The sequence below is a fragment of the Gimesia maris genome, from assembly GCF_008298035.1.
Taxonomy (GTDB): domain Bacteria; phylum Planctomycetota; class Planctomycetia; order Planctomycetales; family Planctomycetaceae; genus Gimesia; species Gimesia maris.
Genome location: NZ_CP042910.1, coordinates 773,088 through 799,889, shown reverse-complemented (window position 1 = coordinate 799,889; position 26,802 = coordinate 773,088). Strand labels below are relative to the sequence as shown.

Genomic DNA, 26,802 nt, shown 5'->3' with positions numbered 1-26,802 from the left:
AACCAGCTTCGTTTCAGCTTCCATCGTAGCGAACCCGGTTACCCGAAATCAATTGTTGAACAGGAGAACTCTTGACCTTGGCCCTCAGATTCTGCATGCTGGAATATTGTACTGGTCGTTCTTTTTCCCGTTCACAACAGGAACTACATCCTTTTTTGAGTCTCAATTTATATGAAAACCTTTGCACACAGCGCTCGACTAACCGCTCTTATTGTTCTGCTGACGATCTTTGTTTTCAATGCAAGCTTAACTGCTGCGGCTCCGCAGAATCTTCCTGCGGTATCAGACAAGCATATCCATCAGCGCGGCAGCTATCTGAACAGTAAGCATCAATTCGAATCGACCAAAGCCGGACATGTTGCTTTTCTGGGCGGCTCCATTACGGAAATGAATGGTTATCGCCCGATGGTCATGGAGTTTCTCGAAAAGACTTTTCCGGAAACCAGATTTCAGTTTACGAATGCCGGCATCTCTTCTACGTGTTCCAATACGGGGGCCTTTCGCACCAGTCGTGATGTATTGAGCCAGGGGCCCGTAGATCTGTTCTTCGTGGAATTCGCCGTCAACGATGACCAGGATGCCGGCCACACTGAGACGGCTGCCATTCGTGGCATGGAAGGCGTCATTGCCCAGATCCGCCGCCATAACCCAAATGCGGATATCGTGATGGTGCACTTTGTGAATCCCTCCATGCTGGAGACCATTCAAAATCAGAAGAAACCTCTCTCCAGTTCCAGCCACGAACAGGTTGCCCGCCACTACCAGGTTTCCACCATCGATCTGGCCAGTGAAGTCGCGCGACTGATAGAGGCGAAACAGCTGACCTGGGAACAGTTCGGCGGCACCCATCCAGCTCCCTTTGGAAATGCCATCTGCGCAGCGATGATTGAAAAACTGCTGACAAACGCCTGGCAGGAATCAGGAGAACCGGTGAAACACCCTGTTCCCGCGAAATCACTGGATCCTCACAGTTTTACCAGGGGACACTTAATCGATGTCAAACATGCGAAGCTCGATTCAGGCTGGACGATCGCTGTACCAAAATGGGATAACATCCCCGGCAGTAAGCGCAGTCGCTTCACCAGCATCCCCATGCTGACCGCAGACGCAGCGGGCGCGGAACTGGAACTTGATTTTGAAGGGACGGCGCTGGGTGTTTATATCGTCGCAGGCCCTGACGCCGGTATCCTCGAAGTCAGCATTGATGGCGGGCCGTTTCAACCTTATGACCTGTATCATCATTACAGCAAAGGCCTGCATTATCCGCGTTCTGTTGTTTTTAACAGTGAGCTGAAGCCGGGTAAACACCAGGCAAAGATTCGCGTCAGTGAAAAAACTTCCAGCAAGGGGCACGCGGCGCGGATCATGTCATTCGTCGGCAATTAACGCGATGCACCTGTCATCAAAAGGGCTGTTTAAAAGAAATCGAGTCGGGCGTCAAACAGTTTCTGGCGGTCCCCTCGATTTTTGAAATCATCCAGCATGGCTTTCATATCGGGTCGCAGGAAGTCATTGAACTTCCGCTGCCCGTCGATCCGCACTTCCAGGCGTTTATCAAAATCGACCAGTTCCGGATTGAGCCAGAGCGTATTGATCTTCCCGCCGGACCTGACATAAATCACATTGCCAATCTTAATATTGACCTTCAGTTCCACCGGACGGGCACGGATACGCTGATTGCTGTTAAAGGTAACAGGCTGCATACTTTTCGCGGGCAGGTCTTCAGTGCGAACCCAGTAAAACCGGTTATCAATGGGACGCAGGATTTTTTCTTCGATATCCTTAGGGTATTTCAGCCGCTGGTGCAGTTCCATCCAGTTAAACAGATTATGAATTTCTTCGTAGTAACTTTCATAGCCGCGGCCTTTGTACTCGGCATAAATGATGTCATAGCCATAACGCATCATGCGATTGATTACCAGCGAGTTATGCTCCAGCGTATCCCGGTCCAGTTCGCCTCCCACAATATAGAAAGGCAAATCTTTGGCATTTTGCCAGTAGTGCAGGTTGAAGGCACTCGTTTTGCCGGCGATCGGCATCACACCCGCAAACAGGTCCGGATGTGACATTCCGATATCAAAGGCGGCATCGGCGCCGGTTCCGTGTCCCGAGAGAAACACACGATCGGAATCCACATTGAATCGCTTGCGTGCATCACGAATCGATTCAATCACTGCATAGTGTGCGGTGACATTGTCCTCATAATTTACCTGATCTTTCGACAGATATTCCGGGGCAATGACGATGTAACCGCGGCGTTGTGACTGACCGGGACCATTCTTATACTTTCCCCACCAGTCCAATACAGAGTTTGCATCCAGAGTAGAAGGCCGCAATGCGACTATCATCGGGTATGTATGATGCGGATCATATTCAATGGGTAACAAAACGGAATAGGATACGGGCACCTCAGCTTTCGGATCTGTGACGTGGACAGGGAAAGAATTTGTAATATCCCGCACCGGCGCATCCAGAATGGGTGGCAGGAGTGGAATCATCTGTTTGACCACCGCTGCAGAGACACCTTCCAGCTTACTCAGCGTTTCGAGCATCTGATCGCTCAACTGTTCATTCTCGGTCCTCAGGTATTCCAGCACCTGTGCCCGTGCCGTCCACAGGTTTAAGGCGGTATTCAAATCGGTCACTACATTTGCTGCACCGACAATCCAGCCTGAATAAGCCAAAGCCAGTTTTTCCTGTGCGGTCAGTGAATCGTCATTTTCGAGATTGAGGAATGCCCCCAGACGGTTGATTGTTTCGAAATTGAGTTGCGTCATCACCTCACGACGATAAGCCTGCAGCAGATTTCGCGTTGCGGGATCTTTAATCTCTGCTTCGAGCTCACCCAGTCGAATGCGGGCTTTGTCGATCTGTTCCTGCTGTTTGTTGTAATCATCCTGCACTTCTCGGATCTGACGGAGAATGGATTGCGCCACATTATTGGTTGGGAATTTCATGATGGCGTTTTGCGCCAGGCGATGCTGACCTGCCCTGCGACGCTGGTTCAGTTCATTCAGCAACTGTTGACTGTGCAGTGTGCGCAGCTCAGAAACATACGTCGCAATTTTTTCTTTGTACTCGGGAAAATCACGTTCGATCGCATCGAATGCTTCACCGGCGGGCAGATAGAGGCCGGCCTGAATATAAAACCGGGCCACGGCGATGCGCTCATTCGGGTTCAGATGATCGATGGCCTCGTTCAACATGGCATCCAGAACGTCTTCCTTGATCGAAGTCGTACGCAGCCCCAGATCCCATTGCTGCTTGAGCCCTGTCAGCTTGAGGTGATGCGGAGTGATCTCGGTAACTCCCTGCAGTAAAGCCAGATTGCCTTTACTTGTATTCAGGGTCACGGTCCGTCGACCAAATTTATCGAAGTCGGTCACATCAATATAAGAACCGACTGTTTTCAGCATCTGGTTCCGGCCTGTCACCTTCTGTGGCAGCTTGAAGGTTTCCAGTCGAGACAACTCCTGATCCTGATTCTTTCGTACCACTTGTCTGCGGGGTACAAAGTATCGCACCATCCCGTCATCGACCAGATAGATCGGCGCTCCATCGAATGTGCGTGCCGATTCCTGAATGGGGACGTCGCCCTCAAGTTTAGAAGCCAGCGCATCAGTCAGGCCTAAAATGGGAACGAGCGAGCCTCTGATAATTGTGCCATGCTCCAGCTCCACTTCTCCCGCTTGAGCAGCAGGGAACGGGAAAAAATCCAGACCGAGGAAACAGAGTATCAGCGCAAACACAATTCGGCATTGAAACAATCGACCAGTACTGTGTCGGGAAACAGAATCGAATTCAGGAAATAGTCGTACAGTCATATTGATTTCATCGACAGACTGCCTGTCGGAATTTGAGAAATTAAATACCCCTGCTGATTACCTACGCTTCCTGAATCCGTTCACTGGCAATCGTTCGGGATAAATCCCTGATTTTAGCGATCCAATGCCAAAATACCGGCATAAACAGATAATTAAGGCAATCTGTTCCGACTGAAACGATATTCCGTTTCAGCCCGACATAAATATCAACAGCATCCAGTATAATCTGCTACAAACCCCATCGCCAGATTTTCCTGAATACCAGTCGTATTCAGATCCTTATTACCAGGTGCATGCCTGGCCGGTCAGCATTTGAAATGCTTCGAAGTACTTTTCGCGGGTTTTCATCACGATTTCATCGGGCAGTACGGGAGGGGTGCTGTTTTTGTCCCAGGTCGTGGTTTCCAGCCAGTCGCGTACAAACTGTTTGTCCAGCGAAGGTTGAGCGCCCCCCGGTTGATACAGGTCTGCAGGCCAGAAGCGGGAACTGTCGGGGGTCAGGACTTCATCGATCAGAATCGGTTCTCCATTCAGCAGCCCAAATTCGAACTTGGTATCCGCCAGAATGATCCCTTTCTGGCGCGCATATTCTGAACCCTGTTGATAAATCTGAATACTCAACTCGCGCAGGCGGTCTGCCAGTTCACCGCCAATCGCATCCCGCATGGTCTGAAAAGAGACATTCTCATCATGGCCGGTCTCAGCTTTTGTGGCTGGTGTAAAGAGAGGCTCGGGCAACTGATCACTCTGCTGCATTCCTGCCGGCAGTTCGATACCACAGACGGCGCCATTTGCCAGATAATCTTTCCAGCCGGAACCGGAAAGATAACCGCGGACGACGCATTCAAAGGGAACGACTTCCGTTTTTCTAACCACCATACAGCGTCCGCGCAACGCTTCCAGATCGGCATCAGCGGGGAGAGGCAAGTCGGAGGGATTCATACTCAGCAGATGATTGGAGATTCCCGTAAACCGTTCAAACCAGAAGCGGCTGATCTGCGTCAGGACTCGACCTTTATCTGGAATTCCGGGAGTCAGAATCCAGTCAAATGCACTGATGCGGTCTGTCGCCACGAACAGCAATCGATCCCCAAAATCATATACATCACGGACTTTTCCCCGTTTTACGGGAATGCCGGAAAGCGTGCTTTCAGTAAAAGCTGCTGACGCCATATTCAGTGACCACCCTGATTAAAATCTAATGAATTTGAACATTGGAAGTGTAGCGGGATCGAAGCTGCTAAACAATTCAAGGCAGATTATAACCCGTAAATCCCTTACAAAATGAGAGATTGTCAGTGTCACACCAGATTCAGCATCTCCCTCATCATGTACATACATACGACTCTACACTTGCCTCACGTCCCTCAAACGCAATAATAGAGTTTAAGGCCCGATCTCTTGCGCGTCCGTCCCTTAAACCCATAACATCATTCATCCTGTGCGTTTCAATCCCAAAATCGCTCAGGAGACGTTACAATAAACCCGATGACAGTCTTAACTCCTTCTTTCTAAATTCAGATAACGATTGCGACCCGTTACATGGGCAACCTGCGTTTTTTAATTGCACCTTCTCAAGTACCTGATGACTGGTCTGATCTTCATCGCGCTTATCTGAATGCTGTCGATGGTCGTGTGTTTCCTACGCGAGTTGAAGTAGACGGGAATATCCTTACTTTCCGGAGGCAGACTTCCCAAAGTTGTAAACTCAACATTGTCTGGAATATTACGGACTTTGGTCGTCCTGTCGTCAGAACCGCATCGCTTCCTGAACGCGAAGAACCTTATGTCCTGATGCTTGAACTGGCGCGGGGAAAAATCTCGACGCTCAAAGACCAGCTCAGTGTCTGGCAGATTGCCGGCCTCAATATACCGGCAGAGTTAATCAGGTTACACGACGAAGCCTTCGCTGCTTTTGCACAGGCAGCAGTGATTCAGGATAAGCTTGAGGAATGCTCGGAACTGGCAGGAGTTGCATTGCAGAAAGCACATGCAGCGGCTGAAATGCTGGTTCAGATTTATGCCCGTCAGCGGCTGACAATTCTGCACCAGCGCTCGCAGACCATGAAGCTCCCGGTCTCGCTGGGCTGCAACCTGGGAGAGTTCATCCCCAATGCCAGTGAAGGCAAGCAGATCTGCCAGGCTTTTGATGCCGCTAATATTGATCTGGTCAACTGGAAACTGATCGAAAAATACGAGGGAGACCAGAACTGGGATCTGTGCGATCAGCAGGTAGAGTGGTGTGAAAAAAAACATCTGCTGATCCGGGGAGGCTGCCTGCTGGACTTTGCACCGCACGGCTTGCCTGACTGGCTGGAATCCTGGAAACTGGACATGGTCAACTTCCAGAGCATCATCTCACATTTCATCGAAACCGCGATCACCCGCTACACCGGCAGCATTCGTACCTGGACGCTGGTATCCGCAATGAATACGGGCGGCGTATTTGGGCTGAATGAAGAGACTCGTCTGACACTGACTGCCCGTGCCATTGAAATCGCCAAACAGACCGATGACTCCATCCAATGCTACATTCGCGTTGAACAACCCTGGGGAGATTATCTATCGAAGGGGCAACACCAGTTATCGCCGATGCAGTTTGTAGACGCGATAGACCGCCTGGGAGTAGGACTTTCCGGCATTGATCTGGAACTGCGGATCGGCTACTACCCCAACGGTTCCCATCATCATGACCTGCTGGATATCTCCAAGTTGATCGATAAGTGGAGCGTGTTAAACCTGCCGTTACACATCACACTCGCATTCCCCAGTGATGATGTTGCCGTGGACGAGAAAAACCCCTCCATGTCCAAGGTCCAGACCCACCAGTGGAAGACCGACTGGAGCGAAGCAGCCCAGGCCGAATGGGTCGATCTCTACCTCCCACTGCTGCTGGCCAAACCCTCTGTCACCGGTGTGTACTGGTCACGTTTTCGAGATCAGGATGCGAGACGCTTTCCGCATTCCGGCCTGATTAATCCCCAGGGACAGCCCAAACCTGCTTTGGATACGATTACGAAATACCACAAACAGTACTGGCGTTCGTAAGCAGAAATCACAGCTTCAGATTCCTGAGTCAGACTCAGTCGAAAAGCAGGTGGCAGCCTGCTAGAATAATAATGCGTGAGAAACTGACTGCCCCCTGACTGTGCTGAGAGCAGGCTTTCATGTTCACGCTTGAATTCGACAGGTTACAACGCCGTCTACTCCCCTCAATCTCAAGGCCCCAATCTCAAGGATTTTTCAATGGCTACTGAAGGCAAAGTACCAGAAGCTGGTAAGCGTGCTCCTGCTTTTAATCTCCCCGCATACCCGGAAGGGAAAGTGCGTCTGAGTCAGTTCAAAGGAGAAAAAAATGTTCTCCTCTACTTTTATCCCAAAGACAACACACCGGGCTGCACAACCGAATCCTGTGATTTTCGGGATCGCGTCGCCAAATTCAAACGCAACGATACCGTCATTTTAGGTATCAGCCCTGACTCGGTCGCTTCTCACGAAAAGTTTGCCACCAAGTTCGAACTCCCCTTCACCCTGCTCTCCGATGAAAACCATGAGATTGCAGAGAAGTACGGAGTGTGGGTGGAAAAGATGAATTATGGCAAGAAGTACATGGGCATTCAGCGATCTACATTCCTGATCGACAAGGAAGGCAAGATCGCAGCAGCCTGGCCTAAGGTGAAAGTCAACGGACACGCCGAAGAAGTCACCGCCGCCCTCAAAGACCTGAAATAAAACCGACTCTGATATTTCAGGTGAGACACAACACGCTGACTGGCTGCTTAACCGGCCAGTCGGCGTTCTTCTGTTGGGAACTGGATGAACGGCCCGACAGCGCCCTGCTGACTTCCATCCCATTCGTGCTCATTCACTGCTGCCAGCACCTGCTCTGCAACCTGCATTGCCTGCAGAGCCTGAATGCCACCCACCAGCGGTGCCGAGCCGGTCTGAATCGCTTCGACAAAACTGGCCAGTTCCGCCGTCAAAGCATCGGCTGCTGAAACTTCGGGGGTCTCCACTTTCAGAAACGTTCCGAATACATCCTGCTTTAATGCTTCCAGGTTGGCACCTGCTTTCCGGGCCCGCTCGAGGGGAGGTGTTCCATATAATAACGTTTCGGAAGGACGATAGGCGGTGACTTCACGACTGGTAAAATCAACGCTGACACACCCGGCAGCGCCCCAGAGTTGCATCGCCCGCTTCGCTGAAGGCGAGATCCGGCTTGCAGTCAGATCCGCAATACAGCCATTCTGAAATCGCAAACGTGCCTGCACGGCGTCTTCATGTTCGCCCATGACAGAGACCCCAAACGCTTCCACACTTTTAACAGCCGATTTCACAACGGAGAGTACCAGGTCGATATCGTGAATCAGCAGATCGTGAATCACGCCTATGTCTGTTGAGCGGAAGGTATATGGGCTGACCCGTTCACTGCGAATGAATCGCGGATTCGGACAGCGATCAAAGGCAGCCTGTGTCGCGGGATTAAAGCGTTCCACATGACCGACCTGCAGTAATGTTCTGTGAGCTTCGGCAATTCGCACCAGTTCTTCTGCTTCTTTCAGATTACAGGCAATCGGCTTTTCAACCAGAACCGGAATCTGTCGTGACAGGAATTCACTGGCAATCGCCAGATGCGCGTGTGTGGGGACTGCCAGAGAAACGGCATCCACCCCCTCATAGAGTTCCCGGTAATCAGCAACCCAGCGACTGCCATGCTGCTCTGCAATGGCCTGTCCCTGCACCGGATTGGTATCAGCGACCGCACACAGATTGACGCCTTCCAGGCCTGCCAGAATTCGTGCGTGATGACGTCCCAGCGCACCGACTCCGACAACGGCTACATTCAATGAACTCATGCTGCTCTCCGTGTTGTTTCCTGATTATTTGTTTCCGAGTTGAATTTTGCACTTCGAGCGGCTGCTTCACGACCCCGCCCTGCTTTACTGCCTTGAATTCCCTGAAAGTGATCAAACAGGGTTTGTAAAGCCATCGGAATCACTCCTTCCAGTTCCTGACTGAAAATCTCGCGGACTTCTTCCAGTTTTTTATTCTTACGATAAAACAGTCGGTGTGCCCGACGAATGACGGCAACCGAACTCTCTGAAATCCCTGCACGTAGCATGCCGACCAGGTTCACGGTTCTCACGCGAAAATCATCGGATCCGGTACAGATCATGTAAGGGGGCACATCAGTTGTAGTACGGGCAGATCCACTGATAAAAGCCAGGGTCCCGATCGTACAGAACTGATGCACGACTGTATTACCCGACACAATGGCCCGGTCATGGACGTGGACATGACCGCCCAGTAAAACTCCATTGACCAGTGTGACATCGTTAAAAATACGGCAGTTGTGTGCCACATGTGCGTTGCAGAGAAAGGTGTTTCGATTTCCGATGCGGGTACAGTGATCTTCTTTTTCGGCTCCACGATGAATGGTACAACCTTCACGAAACAGGTTGTCGTCTCCAATCACAACAGTTGTAGGAGCTCCGGTGTATCCAGCGTCCTGAGGTTCGCTGCCGATTACTGCTGTCGGGAAAAATCGATTGCGTTCACCAACTGTGGTATGACCCGTAATGGAAACATGACTGTCCAGTACCGTCCCATTTCCAATGGTGACATGTGGTCCGATATAACAGAAAGGCCCGATAGTAACATCTTCCCCGATTTCAGCCTGGGGATCGACATAGGATAGATTTGAAATTTTTGTCGGCATTTTCGACATCCTAAAAAGTCTGCAGTCAACGACTTACCAGAACGTAAATTGGAAGTTGCCCGTAAGCAACCGAAATGGGAATTTTCAGGCAACCTTCCAGGTACTGTCAGACCGGGCAGATACATGTGTTGCTTTTATTTGTTTGATTAACTCGCGGTTTAAAGCGTGTCCGGACTGATGAGCACAGAAATACCCCTGCAGATCACAACCAATTAACGCAAAGTCGCCCAGGCAGTCCAGAATTTTGTGACGCACGCATTCGTCTAAGGTTCGTAATTCATTATCAATCGGGCCCTCTGCTCCCAGTACCAGCAGGTCTCTGGCAGACAGTTTCTGACCAAACCCCAGCGCCTGCATGGCTTCCACTTCCTGCTCCAGAACAAATGTTCGAGAAAAGGCGAGTTGACTCATCCAGGTTTCAGGATTGATTTCCAGTGTCAGACACTGGGGAGACACGGGAGAATCGTCTCCGTAATTCAGATAATATCCAATTGCCATTACAGAACGGTTTAATGGCTTGGCCTGAATAAAACTTCCCGATTCATCCTCGACTGTCACCGGCTGTTCAACCCGGATCAGTTTTCGTTGAAAAGGCTGCTCGACAATGCCCGCTTCCAGCAGTTCTTCTGAAAGCTCCCGTGAGGAACCATCAAAACAGGGCGCTTCCGGTGCATTGATTTCAACGCGACAATTATCAATCTGCAGCCCCGCTAACGCCGCCATCACATGCTCGATCATTTCGACCGAGACACCCTTAAATTCGATGGCAGTTCGTCTCTGCTTAAAGACGGCATTTTCAATAATTGCGGGGATCGGCTTTGAACCAGCCAGATCAGTTCGTACAAACTGAATCCCATGATTTTCAGGGGCAGGACAGAAGCGAATTTTCACATCGCTGTTCGTAAAAATTCCCACCCCGGAACACTGTAATGATCTGGCCAGCGTTCTCTGGTTACGAGTTCGCATTGCCTACTCCTTCGCTGACGGTCTACTGGCAGGTGCCTGGAAAAATCACAAAAAGGATGCAGGCAGGCAGAAGTACCTGCACTGCATCCAAGAGAGTGCTTACACCGCATTCAGCTTAACGCTGAGTGCTGGTTTTAGGGCCAGTAGCGGTCCCTTTAGGCTTATAGCTGCGGTTCAGGTAATCCAGAACAGACAGTGTGATGTCATCGTCGGCACGGTGGAATACCACCTGGCGATTCATGCCCTGGATCAGCTTCTTGGGATCATCCGTATCCAGGCTTTCCCGGTTAAAACGCATGATCAAAGTGTAGTTGTAGATCTTGGCATACTTCTTGACGGTGTCTGTCACTTCCATGTAGATGGTGTGATAGATCCGTGATTCCTTTCGCAGAAAGTCGCGCTGCGCCACTTTGCGGAATGCTTCGAAATCGGAAGCAGCCTGGGCCAGCTGTTTTTCGCGTGCCAGATACTCAGGGCTCCCCTGTTTGAAGTCCTGCATCTCTTTCTGAACAGCCTGAATCTGTTCCGCCATGGCTTTGGCTTTGGAATCACTCTGCTGAATTTCTTCTTTCAGCTCTTCACGCAGCGCTGTAAATTTCTCGTAGTTCTTGAACACATGAGCCATATCAATCAGGCCCACTTTGTGTACCACAGGGGTTCCCCCTGCGGCAGGTGCGGCACCCTGTGCTGACACTGTTTCAGTGAAACAGGCAAAACAACCCGCGATGGCAACACATGTAACTGAAGCAATAAATTTTTTCACGACCGAAGCACTCCTTTGCAGAATGGACCACTCTCCGTAGTGGCGATCAAACGAATTAGAATTTCTCTTGATTTGGTAACGAAACTGTACCCAGGCTCTGATTGACAGTTTCGCGATCAAAGTCTCTTGGAAATGTGATTTTACTTTCATGATACAGCTGGATTCATGTCATATGAGCCAGCTAACCATACTGAGAGAACGATAATTTTGCATAGATTGGATTTTACGTCAATACGAAAAAGTGAGCATTTGCATTCAATTTCAGATCGATCCCCTCCTCCCCTCACTCCAACCCTGTTTTTTGACCTTCATCTTCTCAGTAAATCCCGGACCTCTCCGCTCAGCTCCGTTTTTGGCCTTGCCTTGAAATTTGTTTTTGATTATTAAACGCCTCTCTTTCAACTTCTCTACCGAGACCTTTCCCCTCAGTTGAATCCATTTCGATTCGAAATTCCTGAACATTTCTGTTGAATTAATCACATTCGACAACTCAATAAATACCTTTCAAATGGGCTGTTTATAGTCAGCACGGAGGCTTATTCCATGTGTCCGTTAGACCGCTGGATTCTGACACCTTTATTAATCACAGGGCTTTTTCTCAGTCTTGCTGACGATTGTTTTGCGGCGAAACGCACTTTTCCCTACGACGCTGTCGTCAATGCGGAAGAAGCACTGGTACGTAGCGGGAATGGAACCCGTTATTATCCAACACTGAAACTCAAAAAAGGCAGCCATATCACCGTGCATCGCCATGATCCGGGCGGCTGGTTCATGATTTCTCCCCCCCAGGGCAGTTTCAGCTGGATCCGTGCGGAACACGTGCAGAAAACGGGAAACCAGTCGGGGCGAGTCATTGAAAACGGCGTCGTGGTTCGCGTGGGAAGCTCCTTTGGTGAATCTCGTGATGTCGAGCAGATTCGCCTTTCCAAAAATGATGAAGTAACCATCCTCGGCAGCAAAAACGTTCCCACCGAATTTGGGAATGTGCTGATGTATCAGATCAAACCACCCACGGGGGAATGGCGCTGGATTGAAGGACATCTGATCATCCCGACCGACCAGTACTCACCAGGTAAAACTCCCCCAGTTCCCGTTGACCAACCCATCGCAGTCAATCAGACTGATCCGTTCAGTCCGGGCAATTCACTCAACAATCCAACTGTCCCCAAGCAGGAAATGATCAAAACTCCCACGGATGGCTCAGCCCGCCGCAGCGTGCCGGAAGAAGAACAGATGGCAGCCGCCAAAGATGCGATCAAAACAATCGACACTCAGTTCCGCGCCATGATCGAAGCAGAACCAACGGCCTGGGACCTGGATGGACTGGAACAGGATTACAAAACCCTGCAAGGGGAAATCAAACATCCTGCGATTGCCAGCAAAATTGATCTGCGGATCGAAGCCGTGAATCGTTATCGAAAAGTGCAATCCGAGTATCAGGATTTCCTGAAGCTGGCTGAAGAAACCAGCAAACGCGATGCAGAACTCGTCTCGATGGCCCCCGAACAGAACAAAACCAGCCGGTATCCAACGCCTGATTCAACCATCTCACCCGGTTCAGAATCCCTGCTGCCACCGACACCTGAACCAGCTTCCGAACCGACTGCCCCCACTCAACCACTGACACCACTGCCACAGCCCAGTGCACCACAGCCTTCTGTACCACAGCCGAGCGTGACACAACAACCAGCGCCACCGACACAGCCACAGTTCTCGGGTGCAGGTATCGTGCGTCGGCTAAACAATGTGCGACCGGGAATGCCCACACATGCACTGACTGCCCCGAACGGCCAGTTTCTGGCTTATCTGCAGCCGGTCTCACCACAAATCAATCTGGATGCTGCCCTTGGACGGCCTGTCGGCGTGACCGGAAAACGCTGGTTCCGCAATGATTTACGCGGGGAATACATTCTCGTCGAATCCATGATGCCTGTGCGACTGCAGGCAGCTCCCGTGCCACGTCAATAAATGACCGCACTGCAACTCACATGCTGAAAACAGAAACAGCCCTCTGCTCACCAGGAACAGAGGGCTGTTTTATTATCATGAGGCAGCAACTTAAACCATCTCTTCAGTCCCTGCCGCCTTGGCAACATCTTCTTCAGTGATTTCCTTTTTAGGATCGTCTTTAAACAGGATGAGGAAGACCACCATAATCACGAATGCGGCTACGGTGGGGATAATCCAGAATTCTTTCCAGTTCTCCAGCTTGGCGGCTCCTTCTCCAACCACAATCCGGTTGATTAAAATACCGCTGATCTGGGCACCAACCAGCATCCCGATCCCTTGCGTTGCAAATACCAGAAAGCCCTGAGCCTGAGCGCGGATGTCAGGCCCCGCTTTCTGATCTACATAAATCTGGCCAGTGACAAAGAAGAAGTCATAGCAGATTCCGTGCAGAACAATCCCGAAAATGATCATCCAATAAACACTGTTGGCCCCAATATCAACTGCACCTTCACCGGCTCCTGCTGCAAACAAAGCATAACGGGCCACCCAGGCAAACATACCAAACAGCAGCATGCGTTTGACGCCGAGAAATTTAAAAAAGAACGGCATCAAAATCATAAACAATACTTCGGACATCTGACCGAACGACATCTGAAAGGCCGGTTCAGAAATACCAGCGTCTGCTACAAAAACAGGGGCATAGGCATAATAAGCGGCCAGCGGAATACAGATGAGTAATGAACTTACCATGAATACGAGGAAGGAACGATCTTTTAACAGAGCGAGAGAATCCAGCCCCAGTATATCTCGAACAGAAATCGCCTTTCCCTTGGAAGGCGGGGGAGTATGAGGCAGTGTTAAGCTGTAAATCCCCATGAGCACACCCGCGCCACCAGCCACTAATAGTGGCTGGGAGGTCATGTCGGCCTTCATTACTTTACTTACAAGAATATTCGCACCAATCCAGCCGAACGTTCCAAATACACGTACCAGCGGAAACCAGACCTCCTGATTTTTCAGATGAGAAAATGCAATGGTGTTGGTCAGCCCCAATGTAGGCATATAACAAAGCATATGCAGCAGTAATAGTAAGATAAATGTTTTGCTACCCGCCCCTCCTTCACCCACCACACTGGGCGCGATATAAAGTGCAACCCCTCCAATGATCATGAGGACTGCCAGAACCCGCTCTGAAGAAAAGAATCGGTCAGCGACCATCCCCAGAATAAAGGGAGAAAGAATTGCGGCAATCGGACCTACGGTATACGCCCAGTAAATGGCATCACCCATCCCGTTAGCCCCCATGTAGTTGCCCACGGTTACATACCAGGCTCCCCACACGAAGAACTCGAGAAACATCATGATGGAAAGTCGAATACCAATAACGACTGGCGATTGCTGTGATGACATGTTGGGCTGGCCCTTCTTCTGATCTGTGGCGTATTACCGTGAGCTCTGAATCAATGATCGCTACGATCATGTCCCGAAAACACAAATCAGGCAAGTATAAAGGGATTCACTCCCGCGAATTTCTCCTGAAAGATCGCAGATGATCGCCTGAGTTACTCAGTTAGACTCTGTCACACTTCTATACACCTGCTTCTGCAGCCGGTTCTGGAATCGGCTGATTTTCGCCATCCGTCTTGCAGCTTACCGACACGGAGCTGGCTTGATCCTCAATAGACAGTCGCACGCAACTTTATCAAGTCATATCTCATTTCAATTTATAGACTTATGGCAATACAACTGAATTTTTCTAATTTTATCTATTTTTTCCATACATCTCATATTAACACTTACGAAACAATCGCTACAATCCTACTTATCCGAATAATCGTTGCAATCGGTACAGGCGGAACTCACTCTCACCTCACTCTCAATTAAACTGTCACCGCTTTCTTGAGAGGTCTGTTATGAATCTGTTGAAAAATTTCTGGAGCGATGAAGCTGGTTTAGTAATGTCCGCTGAACTGGTAATGCTCGGTACTGTTGGAGTTCTGGGTGCTACTGTTGGTTTAAGTGCGGCTTCGACCGCGATCAATGATGAAATGGTGGAGTTCAGCCAGGCTATTCGCAGCCTTGATCAAAGCTACCACATCGAAGGACACAAAAGCTGCCGTGCCTGGACCGCTTCTTCCTCTTATCGTCAGCAGGATGTTGCTGTTTCACTCGCAGACCTGTGTGGTCAGATCGAGGAAGCAGAAGGAACTGTTGATAAACGTTCCAACCTGAAGCGTCAGGCTCCCCCCAAATCAAAAGAACTGCGCAAAAAAATGGAAGCAAAGAAGAAGAAAAATAAAGCGAAGAAAAAGAAGAACGAAGCCTGATCTGCGGGCAGCCTGAAATAAAAAAAGCCCTCTTTGAATCGATTCAGAGAGGGCTTTTTTCCATGTGCATTTTTCAGCGACTCTGATTCCACTCATCGACCTGCTGTAACACTTTAATGACGGCCTTCAACGGGTCAAGTGCTTCCGCTTCAAACCGCCGGGAGACACGCGGATTGTGAGGGGGAGAATAGGAACAGCTGAATAAAAATTCGTCAGGTCGTGCGCCAGGCTCCAGTCGATAATCGCGTATTCCCAACTCATTCAGTTTTTGGACGGCGGCACTCCAGGTAACAGGATCTCGACGCAGCATTGTTTCTGCACGCTGCCGAAACTGCTGATCAATGACTTCCTGTTGAACAGTTTCTTCCTGCGAAGGGATCTGCGCATTCTGTGCAAATGGATTGATTTCCGTGTCGATCTGTTGCACTCGTCCCTGGTTGAAGGAATTCTGTGAACCTGCCGCACCGGGCTGATTATCAAATGATGCCTGCTGGATCGCACTTCCGCCCTGAGGCTGACGCAATTCCAGTTCAGACGATGCCATTTCTGTCATTTTCTGTTCGGGCTCCCTCTGGACAGGAGCCGGTTCCAGTTCCCAGCCTTCCAGGGCGCCGGCGGGAGGTAACCATTCCTCACCATGTCGCTGCCCCTTCTGTGTAGCCGCAGCCTCACCCAGGGAATTTCGCATATTCGAACCAGTCTGGCCGGATCGATCCGCTAAAGCTGTTTCGTTACCTAAATCAATTTCATGCGATGAGCCATCGAACGAAATTTCTTCGAAGGGGGAACGGGAAGCATCTTCGTTTTCGAAGAGATCGTTTTCATTGAGAGCCGACTTTTTAACGGGAGCGATTTCCGGAATACCGAATATCGCCAGCATCGGCACTGCCACCAGAGGTATCAGTACAAGCAGTGTTGATAAAAAGTCATTTGATTTGGAGCGCATTTGCGTTTCTCCTCCATGTTCGCAATCACGCTATCGGAAACTATCCGATTTGAACAATGGGAACACTCCTTGTTCTCAATGTTTTGGTTACCAGAAACCATCTTGGCCAACCACAGATCACAATCACTCACTGGCCTGCTTCAGGCTCGATTACAACCTGAAACTCATTTGAGTCATTGCTGCCTGAAACAATCGTAGTGTTGTAATAACAGTATCAGTTGAAAGGTTCAGGGGTGCGGATCATACAGAAAGACCGTAAATGGAACAATTGAACTTTAGCGAATTCTCTTCTTTTCAGGAAATCAGCGCAAAATCGTCTATTCAATTCCAGCCCCCCTGCTGTTAAAATGGGACAACAGGAAGCCTTGGCAAACATAAGCCGTACGCATCGCAATAACACGACAAGTCAATCTGAAGAATCTGTCTTGACAATTTATAAAAAAACAGGGAGAACACGCGATCTAATTGATTACGGTTTGTCTTGAGGTTCGATCTTATAGAATAGCATCGAGCCAGGATACAGTTTGGATCTGTATTCGGCATTCATTTACAAAGACCTTATCATTTCAATACAGGAAACCCCTCAGCGGTTTCGTAAATCTGTGTGGTCTATATTTCTTACTGGTTTTAGACAGCTTTTCCGCCAACAGTGCTCAAACGGAAATTTGTCCAAAGCAAGTGGATTTCGACAAAGGGAGTCACGGAATTCAATGGTTAAACAGCACTCTTACTTACAAAATACTGTACTGGTCCGCCAGACGAAGAAGTTCGTTGCCATCGCAGGAGTTCTGGCTCTGACCGCAACTGCCTGCCTGACACAGGCCACACCGTTACAGGCTCAATCTGAACATGCTCTTGATCCCGCGATTCGCCTGGCGATGAAGAGCTATGAAACAACTGCGGGAGTGAAAGACTTCCAGGGGACCTTCATTAAGCGTGAAAAAGTAGGCCGCAAGATGCAGGCCACCCAGACAATGGCAATCAAGTTTCGCGAAAAACCACTGAGTGTCTATCTGGGATTCCAGCAACCACACGCTGGTCGGGAAGTCATCTATTTCCATGGACGAAATGGAAATCAGATTCTCGCCCATGAAACAGGCATCAAAGGACTCGTCGGAACTGTGTCTCTGCAACCCAACAGCCCACAGGCAATGGATGAGAGCCGCTACCCGATTACAACGATCGGCATTCGTAAAATGCTGTATCAGATCCTGAAACAATGGAAAGAAGAACGAGCTGTCGATGCCGGCGTTGCCGTTAAATACTTCCCGGATGCCAAGCTCGGTAACATGCAGTGCAAAGTTCTGCAGACCAGCTACCCGCAGCAGAAACAGGGGATCCGCTTTCAGATGACCAGACTCTACATTGATAAGGCAACAAACCTGCCTGTCCGTGTCGAACAATATGACTGGCCGACCAGAAAAAACAGCCAGCCGGAATTAGTCGAAGAATACACCTACACCAACATCCGCACCAACGTCGGATTAACGGATGCGGACTTCGATCCTAAAAATCCTGGTTACAATTTCTAAACTCAATATTAAACATCACTAATAAATCAAAAGCCGAAGACGCCTTTTCTGTCTTCGGCTTTTTTTATTGAAATTGCCCCCTAATTCCTCGCTGAGAATTATCAGAACAAGTTGCAAGTGCCTATTTCGCATTGATATAATCAGATATTCTCATATGTGTTTATCTGATGTTCTTTTGCTTCTGTCCTCACAGAATATCGATTGTCAACCAGCACTCCTCGTTCAATCGACGTATCAGATAAAATGCCAACAATTTGATCTTATTTCATTGAACTGCCAAGGAGCCCAGAATGAGTGAAGCGCCCCAGAATGTCTCATCCCGCCGCGATTTTTTAAAGAACTCCAGTAAACTCGCAGCCGGGGCTTCTGTCTTAGCCGGTACGTCGATTCCGCATGTTTATGCTGCAGATGACAGTACAATTAAAATTGCCTTGGTTGGATGCGGCGGGCGTGGAACAGGGGCTGCTGCCAACGCACTCTCCACTACCAGCGGACCGATCAAACTGGTTGCGATGGCTGACGTCTTCGAGCATCGCCTCAATACCAGCTACAAGAGTCTTGAAAAACAGTTTGGTGACAAAGTCGATGTTCCCGATGATCAGAAATTTATTGGCTTTGACGGATATGAAAAAGCCATCAGCTGCCTGGGACCGGGAGATGTCGTACTGCTTGTGACTCCTCCTGCTTTCCGCTGGGTGCACTTCGGATACGCCATCGAAAAAGGCATCAATGTCTTCATGGAAAAACCCATCACCGTGGATGGCCCCAGTACCCGCAAGATGCTGGAGCTTGCTAAAAAATCGGAAGAGAAAAACCTGAAGGTCGGCGTCGGTCTGATGTGCCGTCACTGCAAAGCGCGTCAGGAACTTCACGATCGGATCAAAGATGGTCAGATCGGCGACATACTGGAACTTCGAGCCTACCGCATGGCCGGCCCGACTGGTTCTGCAGCCACTGGCCCCAAACCGGAAAACATGAGCAGCGAACTGCTGTATCAGATCTCCCGGTTCCACGGCTTCCTCTGGGCCAGTGGTGGTGGCTTCAGCGATTTCCTCATTCATAACATCGACGAAAGCTGCTGGATGAAAGATGCCTGGCCTGTTCAGGCCGATGGTTCCGGTGGACGTCACTATCGTGGCGACAATGTCGACCAGAACTTCGACAGCTACAGCGTGGAATACACATTCGCAGATGGCACCAAAATGTTCCTGCGGGGTCGAACCATTCCCGGCTGTCGCCAGAAATTTGCCAGTTTCGCACACGGAACAAAAGGGCTGGCCGTTATCTCGACCTCAGCCCACCACCCTGCGAAATCGCGGATTTACAAAGGCTACAACGAGACCGATGAAAACCTGGTCTGGGCTTATCCTCAGCCGGAACCCAACCCCTACCAGGTGGAATGGGAAGATCTGATCAACGCGATCCGCAATGATCAACCTTACAATGAAGTTCGACGTGGTGCAGAAGCCAGCCTGGTGACATCAATGGGTCGCATGGCTGCTCACACTGGCCAGATCGTAACCTACGATGAAATGCTGAACTGCAAACAGGAGTTTGCTCCGGACGTTGATAAACTGACAATGGAATCACCGGCACCTGTGATTGCCCGTGCGGATGGTTCTTACCCCGTGCCACTACCCGGGATTCTCAAAAACCGTGAATATTAAGATTCACCCGTTCTGTCTCTGAGACGGGGCGATAAACATCTCTTGCCTGGCGGAGTCTGATCACTTTTCAGCAACTCCGCCAGGCATTTTTATTTTTCTCGCCATCTCCCTGCCAGGCGTTAGTGACTTAATAACACATTACTATCGCACGATCAGAACTCCTGTTTCCACTGGTGTCACTTTTTCAGCTTGACACTCACACGCCTTTCGCAACACTACGGCGTATGCGTCGCGCGCGTACAACAGTTTTTGAAACCTGACGCGCATGAGTACCTGTGAAAACGGCATCCTGTCTTTCCCGCTCGATTCGTTTCATCTTCAGCTGACCATCTGATACCAGTGACCGATCATCACTCGTTTTTCTGGTCAAGTTGAACCGTTTTCGAACCGTTTTCTTCCTGATTCGCGCAAGTCCTGCGTCCACCCTGGTATCACACTGCGACAAAGTCACACCAGTTGAAACATACAATAACCAGAAAGGGATTTCTCCACTTCCATCAACAGCCCCTACTGAATCCGAGAGACAATGCGACTCTTTCAAAGTGCCACCTGTCGATCAATTCATCACTCCCGCCTTTCAACTCTGATGACTTCCGCACAGGCAAATTATATCCAGCATCACCCGGCTTACTCAGCTGAAGATCAGCCACTGCCTGACCTCAAATCGCGTTCTATTTTCATCAGCGGGCATGAAGAAATTCGATTAGAACGAACAGCATTTCTGTGAATCAAATTGTTCACGTGAAATCAGAGCTGATCAGAAAAATTGATAAAATCGACAGAATTGAACAATCAGTGATTGCCTTTTTGGAAATCCAACGGTAAATTCGACCCTTAGTGGGTTTCCTGCCCAATTGATCTTTGATAACTAGTTGATTGTGGGTTATCCGCCCAGTACAATATCGCTTACCTTCGGTATCGCTGAGAGTTGATTACACATCCCCTCGGACAGGCTGGTTATGAGCAGTGACACATTTATTACGGGAGAGACAAAGCGAACGGTCGACGACCGCTTTCGCATTTCGCTTCCCGCAGAAATGGCTCAGGCAATCACCGACGAATCAGGGGAAACGATGCTGACCAAGGAACGAGCAGGATGTCTCAGCCTCTGGAAAGCTGCCGACTGGCAAAACAGACAGCAGCAGGGTGTGGATCTGATTAAACAGAAAATTCAGTCACACCGTCTTGAGAACCGCTGGGATGAAGTGCAACGCCTGGGACGATTACTGTCAACCAGAAATCGTACCATTCAGTTAGCCAATCGCTCTCGCTGTACAATTCCGGAAGGCTTTCGCGAGTTTCTGGGAGTTCAGCCGAACCAGGATGTGATGATTGTCGGCGCAGTAATCTGCGTGGAAATCTGGAATCTGGAAGCCTGGCAAAATCTGCTGGAACAGGACATGCCCGAATTTGGCACGCTCTTCAAAGATTTATCCGGTTAACTCACAATCCAGTAACAATACACATTGTACTACAGCGTCTTTGACTACAGGAGAGGGTTGCGACTCATTCAGTATCCCCATCACATCCGGTAACCCTAAAGGCTTATATTCCATGGAAGGTCTTTTTGGCACGGATGCCGCTTTCTTCTCTTGAGTCAAATGCGTTTTCCCCATTCTCAATCTCAGGCAATTTTGAGAATGGGGATTTTTTTGCGCCTGCCACTTTTTGAATGACTCACAAAACAGCGGCACTTTCATCAACAGGCTACATCCGCTCTGCCAGCAGTTTCGCGAATTTCCTTCCTGTCACTGACAGGGGATATGAATCCAGTTCATTCACTGACACCCACTGATATTCCGAATTGCCGGGCGGACTGTTGAGTTGAGTCGTCTTTTTTTTCGCTGCTCGCGGGTCCAGTTGCGCCACGAAGCAGAGTAGACGAATCTTATACCGGGTGACACTGTGCCTGATTTCAGTCATCAACTGCTGCATACTTGCTTCAATGCCTGCTTCTTCCTTCAAGTAGTTTTCGAGTCGAGAAATTACAGCAGGGGAAAGCCCCTCCGGTATCTCGACCCCTGCACTTTGCTGTGCAGAAAACAATTCTTTCTGTCGGCCTGTTTTTTTGCGAACGATCGTCGGATGCGGACTTCCGTTCATTTCCTCAAGCGTCAACCTGGGAAAGTCCCAGAGCCCGGCCCAGCGTTCTCCCGCTGTTCGTTGACGTATCATCACATGGCTGCCGGAAAACACTGCGATACTCACATCCGTCAGCGGCGTAATCTCCGGCCTCACCTTGGGGACAGGGATCAGATGCTGCCGTTGACGAAGAAAGGCTTCACAGCCTGCATTCACCGGACAATCCTCGCAACCTGGATTCTGCGGCGTACAGACCAGGCTCCCCAGGTCCATCAGGGCCTGATTAAACTCTCCCGGCGACTTGCGCGGCAGGATCAGTTCTGCAAACTCCCACAGTTGATTCTGCCCCGACTTCGAACGGGGGTCCTCTTCCAGTCCGATCAGGCGGGAATACAAGCGCAAAGTATTCGCTTCAACAATCGGAGCCCGCGTGTCATACGCAAACGAACAAATGGCGCCCGCCGTATAACGGCCAATTCCCGGCAGTTTCTGCAGCGATTCGACATCGCGGGGAAAACGCCCCTCCAGTTCGCCGGCAATCCGCTTCGCCGCCTTGTGAATGTTACGCGCGCGGCTGTAATAACCGAGGCCCTCCCAGTGCTGCAGCACTTCACTCTCGTCAGCCGCCGCCAGCGTCTCCACATCAGGGAAGCGGGACATGAACCGCTTGAAGTAAGGGATGACGGCAGCCACTACTGTCTGCTGCAGCATGATCTCACTGATCCAGACGGCATGAGGATCGTGTTGTCGCCGCCACGGTAAATCTCGTTGATGTGATACGTACCATGACTGCAACTGCCGGCGAAACTTCTGCCGCCGACCTGCATCAAATATCTCACTGAGCTCAGACATCAAATTCCACTAAACGTAGACGCCACTCTCAACTACCGTTAACAGAAACCAAAGCCTATTGTGGCGTCGCATACCGATGCGTAGGCACAGGTCTCCCCGGACGGAAACTCTGTGTCTGGCGAAACTCCAGCTTCGCATTCAACGCCTGAGCACAATTCTGCAGCACCTGCTTCACCTGCGCTGTTAAAGCTTCGGGATCACAGGCCACCCGCGCATTCACAATCAGATCCGCTTCCGTTACCGTACAATCAGATGATAACGACAACCTGGGTTCGCTGTCATTACTGACGAGATTGGCAACACCAAAAAATCCTTCCCATAAACCGATTGTTTTCAGATGCGCTGTTTCAACCGACTTTTCTTTGAAAGAAGTCTGCAGTTGCGATATCACATCCAGCAGTAACTGGTCCAGTGAAAACGAATTCTCTGCGGAAATATGCACACTGCTGTTCAACCAGCCCAGTTCTGCTTCCCCTTCCGCATAAATGTCGTAATCAATGTCGAGGATCTTACTGCCGAAGTCGCCGTCCTGTTCCAGAAATTCCAACAACGGTTCAAAGCCTTCTCCTGTGAGAGCGGACGTGCGTAACACGGGAGTTCCTGGAAACTGCTCATTCACCAGCGCCGTGATTTCATCCACTTCTTCTGCAGACAGTTCATCAATCCGGTTGATCAGAATCAGATCTGCCTCTTCCAGCTGTTTCTTCAAAATGTATGCCGCCTTGGGTGAGAAACCGGAGCCCTTGTCATTTTTCAAAATCTTCAGACCATGACTGGGCTTCATCAGTACGGTATACGGCAGTATGGAAAAGTCGGCGTCAAACAGCCGTTTGATCGGCTGAATCACCGTCGCCACCAGATCCGTGCAACTGCCCACCGGCTCCGCCAGGATGACATCCGGTTTTTGCTCAGAACCCAGTTCTTCAATCGTGTCCATCAACGCATTAAAATGGCAGCAGAAGCAGGCACCGGCCACTTCTCCGACATGCAATCCCTGAGACCGCAGCGCGTTTGTATCCACCAGATCGGCTGCCTGATCGTTGGTAACCACACCCACATTCAAACCCTGATCGGAATAATATTTTGCCAGCCGTCCCAATGTAGTGGTTTTTCCTGCTCCTAAAAAACCACCTACCATGATAAATTTGATCTGATGTGCCATAATATGACTCACTTGAATATTAAAGTTGTAGAACAAACAAGAAGTTTCACAGGTATCGCTGGAAATCTGCCGACAAGCCGTGCTGCCCCCAGTTTAATCAAACGTTCTTCAGAATAACACTATGTTATCTATGAATTCCGATTTCCTACCTTCTATTTGAATCGGTTCTATTACCAATGAACAGCCTGCTCTCTGAAAAACCTGCGATTCTCGGCGGAGTTCCTGCCTTCCCTGAAGGGCCCCCCGAATGGCCATTCCCCGATCTCGCCATCAATCAGGTACTACAACAGGCACAGCAGACAGGTGACTGGGGCAGGTATCATGGTCCCTGTTCTGGACAGTTACAAAATAAACTCGCAGATCTGCATCAGGCAGAGCAGGCGATTCTCTGCTCAAGCGGAACGGCTGCTGTTGAACTGGCTCTGCGGGGACTGGGGATCGGTCCCGGTGATGAAGTCATTCTCGCCGCCTATGACTTTGAAGGGAATTTTAAAAACATCGCAACGGTCGGTGCCACTCCCGTCCTGGTTGACGTTGCTGCAGATAATTTTAATCTCGACCTGAATCTGCTGGAACAGGCCATTACCGAATCCACAAAAGGAATTCTGGTCTCCCATCTGCATGGCGGTCTGGTTTCCATGCAGCGACTCACCAGCATCGCGAAGCAATACGAAATTCCTGTGATAGAAGATGCCTGCCAGGTGCCCGGGGCCCGTATAGAAGACCAGATCGCGGGTAGTTGGGGTGAGATTGGTATTCTCAGCTTTGGAGGCAGTAAACTGCTCACAGCGGGTCGCGGCGGGGCGGTCCTGACACGATCACCGCAGATTGCACAACGAATCCGTCTTTATTCACATCGTGGGAACGAAGCCTACCCGCTGACCGAACTGCAGGCTGGTCTGCTGCTTCCTCAACTGGAAATGCTCGAGACCCGGAATCAGATTCGCCAGAAACACGTGGACACTCTTCTCACACAGCTTGGTAATGACTCGGGACTGATCGCTTTTAGAAATCAGCAACTCTCTTCGCAGACAGTCAGCACACCTGGCTATTACAAGCTGGGCTTCCTGTATCAGCCTGCGGCGTTCTCAGGGCTCTCACGTGACCTGTTCTGCCAGTCAATGCAAGCAGAAGGGATCGCCGTCTATCCGGGATTCAGGGCACTACACGCCATACACAGCCGACGTCGATATCGAAAAACAGGCGCACTCAACGTCGCGACTGAATGTGACCACAATCTGATTGTGCTGCATCACCCGGTCCTGCTGACCAGTGAAGCAAACATGGCTACCATTGCAGCAGCTGTATTTCGCATCGCTGAATTTGCTGAGGAAATTCTCAACTCTGCCGACAGCGGACAGGCTTAAACGTTTTGCATGCTTTCTCTCAGCGTTATCGCGGAGAACGGGCAACAGAAAAAGGCGCATAAAAAAAGCAGCGACTATCCAGGATAATAGTCGCTGCTGGGTAAATGACCCCAAGGGGATTTGAACCCCTGTTTTCGGGATGAAAACCCGATGTCCTGGGCCTAACTAGACGATGGGGCCGTCAAGAAATAGTAATCTAAGCTTTCCATCGGATAAGTCAAGCGGACGGCGTTAATAGAATTCAGGATCTCTGAAAAAAACTTCTAATTGCTCTGGCTGGACTGATTTCCGCAGAATTGTAAAGCTAAAAAAAGCCGCGGTGAAGCGGCATGTTAGTATTCATAGATGAACAGACAGACCTTTTACTGCAGTAACTCCGAAGCATCATTCTTCGCATCGGGAACTGACTTCGGTTCTTCGGGAACGGAATTCTGCTCGTTCTGAATTGCGTCATAGACTTCACTACGATGAATGGGCACTTCTCGAGGTGCCTCGATCCCCAAGCGGACTTTATCACCGCGTATCTCGACGATCGTAATGACGATGTTTTCGTCAATCACGATTTTCTCATTCTTCTTTCGGGATAAAACTAACATGCCAATGTTCTCTTTCAGGATACATAAAGCATCCTACGTAAATCCTGACGTGGTGTTGACTGGTAGGCTTTCCACCACTGCAATCTATCAGTGAAAATACTGATGATCTATTAACGTACAGATTTTACATGTCCACATTTAGAGCGTCAAGAGGTTGGCGCAACGCACCAACGCACTGATAGCGCAAACGGGCCGAAAGAGAATCGGATGAATAGTACCTGAGGTATTACACTGCAATCGCAAGATATAACTCAAGAAAGACTTACGACAATCCGTATATCTACAGTCGCCGCAAAACCACTCTTTACAAAAAACACCTAAATTTCAAATAAATTTGCTGTTTTAGGGTCTTAAGACCTGAAATCCGATACTACTTGCGAAAAAGTCAAGTAAGTTTCGAACAGGTTCAGACAAGCGAGTGATGCACTGTAAATGAAACGCGAACTGCAGATTAACCTGTCGAGATGCAGCATCCTGAATCAGGAGCTGCATCTTTGAGGGTCATATCTCAGTAAGAAGGGATGGCGCTTAAACCATCTCTTTCAGTGCTTTGAGAGGTCGTACTTTGACGACGTTGCGAGCTGGCTTGGCAGCAACCTGCATCATTTCGCCAGGCTTGAATGGGTTGGGTCGTGTGGTTGCTTTGGTGGCAGGTTTACGCTGAACCTGAATCTTCAGAAGACCAGGCATGTTGAATACACCAGGACCACGCTTGCCCAGATTTTTTGAAATCAGAGAGCTTAATTCATCCAGAACTGCGGTCACTTCTTTCTTGGTGAGTCCAGAACCTTCAGCCAGCGCATTGAGGATCTCTGTTTTGGTAAGTGGCTTATCTTTAGTCGTCGTAGCCTTTGCTGCCATCGTGAACTCCTGATACTGGAATTTGAAAATGAAAGAAGTGGATTTCCACCTCGTCATAATGAGTTGCCAATTTGTTTTCAGACTTGGATTCAAGACAAAACTCTCTCCAAGCCAAGCGTAAGTAAAGTAATCTTAATTCCAAAAGTCAATGTATTTGCCCTGTTTTTCAGGACTTTTTGCTATTTCCC

General features: G+C 49.7%; 21 protein-coding genes and 1 tRNA gene. 9 read left to right on the top strand and 13 right to left on the bottom strand.

Annotation, left to right across the window (positions count from 1 at the left end):
* The first annotated feature begins 171 nt into the window (after positions 1-171).
* A complete protein-coding gene (locus tag GmarT_RS03000) occupies positions 172-1,386 on the top strand; it encodes an SGNH/GDSL hydrolase family protein (protein WP_002644429.1) in 1,215 nt (404 codons plus the stop codon).
* Between the two features lie 29 nt (positions 1,387-1,415).
* On the opposite strand, the gene GmarT_RS02995 is transcribed toward GmarT_RS03000, so the two are convergent.
* Positions 1,416-3,824 carry an alpha/beta hydrolase gene (locus GmarT_RS02995; RefSeq protein WP_002644430.1) on the bottom strand — a complete coding sequence of 803 codons (2,409 nt, stop codon included), beginning with the start codon at positions 3,822-3,824 and terminating at the stop codon, positions 1,416-1,418.
* Positions 3,825-4,106: 282 nt separating this feature from the next.
* Positions 4,107-4,997 (bottom strand): phosphoribosylaminoimidazolesuccinocarboxamide synthase, encoded by an 891-nt coding sequence (locus GmarT_RS02990; protein ID WP_002644431.1) that lies wholly within the window; start codon positions 4,995-4,997, stop codon positions 4,107-4,109.
* Positions 4,998-5,366: 369 nt separating this feature from the next.
* Between GmarT_RS02990 and GmarT_RS02985 the strand changes: the two genes are divergently transcribed.
* Entirely contained in the window at positions 5,367-6,872 is a 1,506-nt protein-coding gene (locus GmarT_RS02985) for an endo-1,4-beta-xylanase (RefSeq protein WP_002644432.1), read from the top strand.
* 198 nt (positions 6,873-7,070) lie between these two features.
* Complete coding sequence (bcp, locus tag GmarT_RS02980; RefSeq protein WP_002644433.1) at positions 7,071-7,556, top strand: thioredoxin-dependent thiol peroxidase; 486 nt, start codon at positions 7,071-7,073, stop codon at positions 7,554-7,556.
* 47 nt (positions 7,557-7,603) lie between these two features.
* Here the strand turns inward: bcp and GmarT_RS02975 are convergent, their stop codons facing one another.
* From GmarT_RS02975 to GmarT_RS02960, 4 genes are all read right to left on the bottom strand, one after another.
* Entirely contained in the window at positions 7,604-8,680 is a 1,077-nt protein-coding gene (locus GmarT_RS02975; protein ID WP_149302423.1) for a Gfo/Idh/MocA family protein, read from the bottom strand.
* On the bottom strand, positions 8,677-9,543 hold the full coding sequence (gene lpxA / locus GmarT_RS02970) for an acyl-ACP--UDP-N-acetylglucosamine O-acyltransferase (RefSeq protein WP_044239451.1): 867 nt from the start codon (positions 9,541-9,543) through the stop codon (positions 8,677-8,679). The genes GmarT_RS02975 and lpxA overlap by 4 nt, the downstream gene beginning before the upstream one ends.
* A gap of 84 nt (positions 9,544-9,627) precedes the next feature.
* Positions 9,628-10,509: a UDP-3-O-acyl-N-acetylglucosamine deacetylase gene (gene lpxC / locus GmarT_RS02965; protein ID WP_002648209.1), complete on the bottom strand. Its 882-nt coding sequence runs from the start codon at positions 10,507-10,509 to the stop codon at positions 9,628-9,630.
* A gap of 115 nt (positions 10,510-10,624) precedes the next feature.
* The gene (locus tag GmarT_RS02960; RefSeq protein WP_230682376.1) at positions 10,625-11,272 is read right to left on the bottom strand and encodes an OmpH/Skp family outer membrane protein; all 648 of its coding nucleotides are present in this window, start codon (positions 11,270-11,272) and stop codon (positions 10,625-10,627) included.
* Between the two features lie 543 nt (positions 11,273-11,815).
* Here GmarT_RS02960 and GmarT_RS02955 point away from each other — a divergent pair.
* Positions 11,816-13,240 (top strand): hypothetical protein, encoded by a 1,425-nt coding sequence (locus tag GmarT_RS02955; RefSeq protein ID WP_002648212.1) that lies wholly within the window; start codon positions 11,816-11,818, stop codon positions 13,238-13,240.
* Between the two features lie 90 nt (positions 13,241-13,330).
* Here GmarT_RS02955 and GmarT_RS02950 read toward each other — a convergent pair whose 3' ends face one another.
* Entirely contained in the window at positions 13,331-14,632 is a 1,302-nt protein-coding gene (locus GmarT_RS02950; protein ID WP_002648213.1) for a nucleoside permease, read from the bottom strand.
* 503 nt (positions 14,633-15,135) lie between these two features.
* Between GmarT_RS02950 and GmarT_RS02945 the strand changes: the two genes are divergently transcribed.
* Positions 15,136-15,549 carry a hypothetical protein gene (locus GmarT_RS02945; RefSeq protein ID WP_002648214.1) on the top strand — a complete coding sequence of 138 codons (414 nt, stop codon included), beginning with the start codon at positions 15,136-15,138 and terminating at the stop codon, positions 15,547-15,549.
* 73 nt (positions 15,550-15,622) lie between these two features.
* Here GmarT_RS02945 and GmarT_RS02940 read toward each other — a convergent pair whose 3' ends face one another.
* Complete coding sequence (locus tag GmarT_RS02940; RefSeq protein ID WP_002648215.1) at positions 15,623-16,495, bottom strand: hypothetical protein; 873 nt, start codon at positions 16,493-16,495, stop codon at positions 15,623-15,625.
* Between the two features lie 710 nt (positions 16,496-17,205).
* Between GmarT_RS02940 and GmarT_RS02935 the strand changes: the two genes are divergently transcribed.
* From GmarT_RS02935 to GmarT_RS02925, 3 genes are all read left to right on the top strand, one after another.
* The gene (locus GmarT_RS02935; protein WP_002648216.1) at positions 17,206-18,027 is read left to right on the top strand and encodes a DUF1571 domain-containing protein; all 822 of its coding nucleotides are present in this window, start codon (positions 17,206-17,208) and stop codon (positions 18,025-18,027) included.
* Between the two features lie 290 nt (positions 18,028-18,317).
* Complete coding sequence (locus GmarT_RS02930) at positions 18,318-19,694, top strand: Gfo/Idh/MocA family protein (protein ID WP_002648217.1); 1,377 nt, start codon at positions 18,318-18,320, stop codon at positions 19,692-19,694.
* Between the two features lie 959 nt (positions 19,695-20,653).
* The gene (locus tag GmarT_RS02925) at positions 20,654-21,136 is read left to right on the top strand and encodes a division/cell wall cluster transcriptional repressor MraZ (RefSeq protein ID WP_002648221.1); all 483 of its coding nucleotides are present in this window, start codon (positions 20,654-20,656) and stop codon (positions 21,134-21,136) included.
* Between the two features lie 265 nt (positions 21,137-21,401).
* On the opposite strand, the gene mutY is transcribed toward GmarT_RS02925, so the two are convergent.
* Both mutY and GmarT_RS02915 read right to left on the bottom strand, forming a co-directional pair.
* Entirely contained in the window at positions 21,402-22,628 is a 1,227-nt protein-coding gene (mutY, locus tag GmarT_RS02920; RefSeq protein WP_002648223.1) for an A/G-specific adenine glycosylase, read from the bottom strand.
* A 55-nt stretch (positions 22,629-22,683) separates the two neighbouring features.
* Positions 22,684-23,790, bottom strand: a complete 1,107-nt coding sequence (locus tag GmarT_RS02915) for a GTP-binding protein (protein ID WP_002648224.1) — start codon at positions 23,788-23,790, stop codon at positions 22,684-22,686.
* Between the two features lie 176 nt (positions 23,791-23,966).
* Here GmarT_RS02915 and GmarT_RS02910 point away from each other — a divergent pair, with 176 nt between their 5' ends.
* A complete protein-coding gene (locus GmarT_RS02910) occupies positions 23,967-25,157 on the top strand; it encodes a DegT/DnrJ/EryC1/StrS family aminotransferase (RefSeq protein ID WP_002648225.1) in 1,191 nt (396 codons plus the stop codon).
* Positions 25,158-25,262: 105 nt separating this feature from the next.
* On the opposite strand, the gene GmarT_RS02905 is transcribed toward GmarT_RS02910, so the two are convergent.
* The 3 genes from GmarT_RS02905 to GmarT_RS02895 form a co-directional block, all read right to left on the bottom strand.
* A tRNA-Glu gene (locus GmarT_RS02905) sits at positions 25,263-25,337 on the bottom strand.
* A 182-nt stretch (positions 25,338-25,519) separates the two neighbouring features.
* A complete protein-coding gene (gene csrA / locus GmarT_RS02900; RefSeq protein WP_002648226.1) occupies positions 25,520-25,753 on the bottom strand; it encodes a carbon storage regulator CsrA in 234 nt (77 codons plus the stop codon).
* A 528-nt stretch (positions 25,754-26,281) separates the two neighbouring features.
* Entirely contained in the window at positions 26,282-26,614 is a 333-nt protein-coding gene (locus GmarT_RS02895) for an HU family DNA-binding protein (RefSeq protein WP_044239454.1), read from the bottom strand.
* Positions 26,615-26,802 lie beyond the last annotated feature (188 nt).

Excerpts from the sequence above, each read along its gene's own strand:
- lpxA (WP_044239451.1), bottom strand. The coding sequence starts at position 9,543 with ATGCCGACAAAAATTTCAAATCTATCCTATGTCGATCCCCAGGCTGAA.
- GmarT_RS02955 (WP_002648212.1), top strand. The coding sequence starts at position 11,816 with ATGTGTCCGTTAGACCGCTGGATTCTGACACCTTTATTAATCACAGGG.
- GmarT_RS02975 (WP_149302423.1), bottom strand. The coding sequence starts at position 8,680 with ATGAGTTCATTGAATGTAGCCGTTGTCGGAGTCGGTGCGCTGGGACGT.
- GmarT_RS02985 (WP_002644432.1), top strand. The coding sequence starts at position 5,367 with ATGGGCAACCTGCGTTTTTTAATTGCACCTTCTCAAGTACCTGATGAC.
- GmarT_RS02940 (WP_002648215.1), bottom strand. The coding sequence starts at position 16,495 with ATGCGCTCCAAATCAAATGACTTTTTATCAACACTGCTTGTACTGATA.
- GmarT_RS02915 (WP_002648224.1), bottom strand. The coding sequence starts at position 23,790 with ATGGCACATCAGATCAAATTTATCATGGTAGGTGGTTTTTTAGGAGCA.
- GmarT_RS02945 (WP_002648214.1), top strand. The coding sequence starts at position 15,136 with ATGAATCTGTTGAAAAATTTCTGGAGCGATGAAGCTGGTTTAGTAATG.
- mutY (WP_002648223.1), bottom strand. The coding sequence starts at position 22,628 with ATGTCTGAGCTCAGTGAGATATTTGATGCAGGTCGGCGGCAGAAGTTT.
- GmarT_RS02925 (WP_002648221.1), top strand. The coding sequence starts at position 20,654 with ATGAGCAGTGACACATTTATTACGGGAGAGACAAAGCGAACGGTCGAC.
- GmarT_RS02910 (WP_002648225.1), top strand. The coding sequence starts at position 23,967 with ATGAACAGCCTGCTCTCTGAAAAACCTGCGATTCTCGGCGGAGTTCCT.
- lpxC (WP_002648209.1), bottom strand. The coding sequence starts at position 10,509 with ATGCGAACTCGTAACCAGAGAACGCTGGCCAGATCATTACAGTGTTCC.
- GmarT_RS03000 (WP_002644429.1), top strand. The coding sequence starts at position 172 with ATGAAAACCTTTGCACACAGCGCTCGACTAACCGCTCTTATTGTTCTG.
- GmarT_RS02950 (WP_002648213.1), bottom strand. The coding sequence starts at position 14,632 with ATGTCATCACAGCAATCGCCAGTCGTTATTGGTATTCGACTTTCCATC.
- GmarT_RS02930 (WP_002648217.1), top strand. The coding sequence starts at position 18,318 with ATGAGTGAAGCGCCCCAGAATGTCTCATCCCGCCGCGATTTTTTAAAG.
- bcp (WP_002644433.1), top strand. The coding sequence starts at position 7,071 with ATGGCTACTGAAGGCAAAGTACCAGAAGCTGGTAAGCGTGCTCCTGCT.
- GmarT_RS02990 (WP_002644431.1), bottom strand. The coding sequence starts at position 4,997 with ATGGCGTCAGCAGCTTTTACTGAAAGCACGCTTTCCGGCATTCCCGTA.
- GmarT_RS02995 (WP_002644430.1), bottom strand. The coding sequence starts at position 3,824 with ATGACTGTACGACTATTTCCTGAATTCGATTCTGTTTCCCGACACAGT.
- GmarT_RS02895 (WP_044239454.1), bottom strand. The coding sequence starts at position 26,614 with ATGGCAGCAAAGGCTACGACGACTAAAGATAAGCCACTTACCAAAACA.
- GmarT_RS02935 (WP_002648216.1), top strand. The coding sequence starts at position 17,206 with ATGGTTAAACAGCACTCTTACTTACAAAATACTGTACTGGTCCGCCAG.
- csrA (WP_002648226.1), bottom strand. The coding sequence starts at position 25,753 with ATGTTAGTTTTATCCCGAAAGAAGAATGAGAAAATCGTGATTGACGAA.